At 44.3% G+C, this 2,952-nt stretch carries 3 protein-coding genes; all 3 read right to left on the minus strand.

All coding sequences use genetic code 11. The features are described 5' to 3' along the window. Window positions 1–884: pyruvate kinase (pyk, locus tag HP456_RS22110; protein WP_172255130.1), on the minus strand; the 884-nt coding region annotated here is incomplete at its 3' end. Window positions 885–917: 33 nt separating this feature from the next. After that, entirely contained in the window at window positions 918–1,877 is a 960-nt protein-coding gene (gene pfkA, locus HP456_RS22115) for a 6-phosphofructokinase (RefSeq protein ID WP_172255132.1), read from the minus strand. A gap of 345 nt (window positions 1,878–2,222) precedes the next feature. Next, window positions 2,223–2,952, minus strand: a 730-nt coding sequence (gene accA / locus HP456_RS22120) for an acetyl-CoA carboxylase carboxyl transferase subunit alpha (protein ID WP_172255134.1), incomplete at its 5' end; no start/stop codon positions are given.

Genomic DNA, 2,952 nt, shown 5'->3' on the forward strand with positions numbered 1-2,952 from the left:
GCTTCCGCTCTTGTCGGTCTTGGATTGCGCTGCATGGAGTCTAGCATTTGAGTGGCAGTGATGACAGGCTTACCTTGTGAATTGCACTTCTTGATTAACTGCTTTTGTACGAGAGGCACTTCTTCTGCAGGGATTTCCACCCCGAGATCCCCGCGGGCAACCATTAAACCATCGGACACTTCAAGGATTTCATCGATATTATCAACACCCTCTTCGTTCTCGATCTTAGGGATGATTTGGATATGCGGTGCATCATGCTCTTCCAGTAATTGACGGATTTCCAATACATCAGATGCACGGCGTACGAATGAAGCTGCGATGAAATCTACTTCCTGCCCGATACCGAAAATGATATCTTTCGCATCTTTATCCGTGATACCAGGCAGATTGACCGAAACACCTGGTACGTTTACACCTTTTTTATTTTTCAGCATACCTGTGTTTGCAACTGTGGTATGAATTTCACCGTTAGCTTTATCGATATCCGTTACTTCAAGTCCAACCAGCCCGTCATCCAATAGAATTTTAGATCCCACATGGACGTCATCTATTAACCCTTCGTATGTCACAGAGAACTTCTCGGGTGTTCCCAATACTTCTTTCATGGAGACGATGACGGATGCTCCCCGCTTCAGTTCAAAACCGCCATCTACCATGTTATTCGTCCGGATTTCAGGGCCTTTCGTGTCAAGCAGGATTCCAACATTTTTCCCTGCTTTTGCAGCTGCTTCACGAATATTAATGATCCGTTGACCATGTTCCTCATGATCACCATGGGAGAAATTCAGACGCGCAACATTCATTCCTGCATCAATCAACTGAGACAATTTTTCTACACTTTCACTGGCAGGGCCAATGGTACATACAATTTTTGTTTTTCTCATTATCATTTTACCTCCTGAATCTTTCACCAATTATTAAATAGAAAGCTCTTTTGAAAGCCTGTACATATCCAGATCGATTTTGTGAGGTTTGGCAAGTGCTTCTATGATGTCATAATCGACCATTTCGTTCTTCTCGATACCTACTGCCCTGCCGCCTTTTCCTTCCATCAACAGCTCCACTGCACGGGCCCCCAATCGACTTGCCAATACTCGGTCTGCCGCTGTCGGGGTCCCCCCGCGCTGAATGTGGCCGAGAACCGATACGCGTGTATCCATTCCGGTCGCTTCCGTGAAGCGATTCGCAAATTCATTACCTGACATTACGCCTTCTGCGACGATGATGACACTATGCTTCTTACCGCGTTCCTGACCTTTGTTCAAACGGCTCACTATATCATGCATATCAAATTTTTCTTCAGGAATCAGGACAGTCTCCGCTCCTCCTGCAAGCCCGGACCATAACGCAATATCCCCTGCATTCCGGCCCATTACTTCAATGATGAATGTTCTTTCATGTGAAGTCGCAGTATCACGGATTTTATCAATCGCATCAATGACAGTGTTCAATGCGGTATCAAAGCCGATCGTAAACTCAGTACCCGGGATATCATTATCAATTGTACCAGGTACGCCAACACATGGGTAACCCCATTCGGTAAGCGCTTTGGCACCTTGATAAGAACCGTCTCCGCCGATTACCACAAGTCCTTCAATGCCGTGTTTCTCCAACTGCTGAATCCCTCTTTGCTGGCCTTCTTTTGTTTTGAACTCTTCACAGCGCGCGGTATAAAGCATCGTTCCCCCGCGGTGGATGATATCACCCACGGAACCCAGCTCAAGCTTCTTGATATTGCCATTGATTAATCCGTTATATCCCTGGTAAATACCATATACTTCAACGCCATGAAAAATAGCCTTACGAACGACCGCACGTACAGCGGCGTTCATACCCGGAGAATCTCCCCCACTTGTCAGTACTCCTATTTTTTTCACTTTCATCACCTCATGAAGATAAATTTATATGTAAAAGAATAAAAAGCAAATTTGTTAATGGTTTCACATATTTTCTGCTGGACCCATTTTGAAAATATATTCTCCCAGTTATTATGGACCATTAGACTATTGATTATTTCTAAAATAACACGAAGAGACAAGCTTCTCAACAAGTTCTCCCTTGGGAATCCAATAGACGAAATACTCTATTAACTGAAAGCGTTTCAATTGTTAAAACTTTCAAAAATATCCTTTAAACAAGACACTGCTTGTTTAAATTGAGAAGAACCTAAAACAAAAGGACTGACAAAAGGCTGGTTCCTATTTGTCAGTCCGGTCGTTTAATTAAGATTCTACCCCAATATATTCATTTAAAACAGAATATTCACCCATCGCTTTAAATTTTTCATATCGATGGTTGATCAGTTCATCTTTACTCATTGGGATCAATTCCTTGAGAGATTGTTTTAGAACGGATTTGATCGAGTCAGCCTGTTCTTCCACATTTTTATGAGCTCCCCCGGTCACTTCGGTGATGATTTCATCAATCAATCCGAGCTCTTTCAAGTCTGGAGCAGTGATTTTCATAGATTCAGCCGCTTTCCTGGCTTGGGTGGAATCTTTCCATAACAGGGCTGCTGCACCCTCGGGCGAGATGACGGAGTAAGTGGAATTTTCAAGCATATGGATGTGATTTCCGACACCTAACGCAAGTGCTCCGCCGCTGCCTCCTTCACCGATGACGATACACACTACAGGAACCGTCAATCCTGCCATCTCCACAAGGTTTCTGGCGATGGCTTCGCTCTGCCCTCTTTCTTCGGCTGCTTTCCCGGGATAGGCACCTTTCGTATCGATGAAACAAACAATCGGGCGATTAAACTTTTCCGCCTGCTTCATCAACCTGAGTGCTTTCCGGTAGCCTTCCGGATGAGGCATCCCAAAATTTCTCCTGATGTTCTCTTTTGTGTCTTTACCTCGCTGATGACCAATGACTGTCACAGGCACACCTTCGAATTTCGCAATTCCCGAAACAATCGCTTCATCATCACCATATAAACGATCGCCATGAATT

This window comes from Bacillus haikouensis (assembly GCF_013179555.1).
In the GTDB taxonomy this organism is placed as follows: Bacteria; Bacillota; Bacilli; order Bacillales; family Bacillaceae_B; genus Rossellomorea; species Rossellomorea haikouensis_A.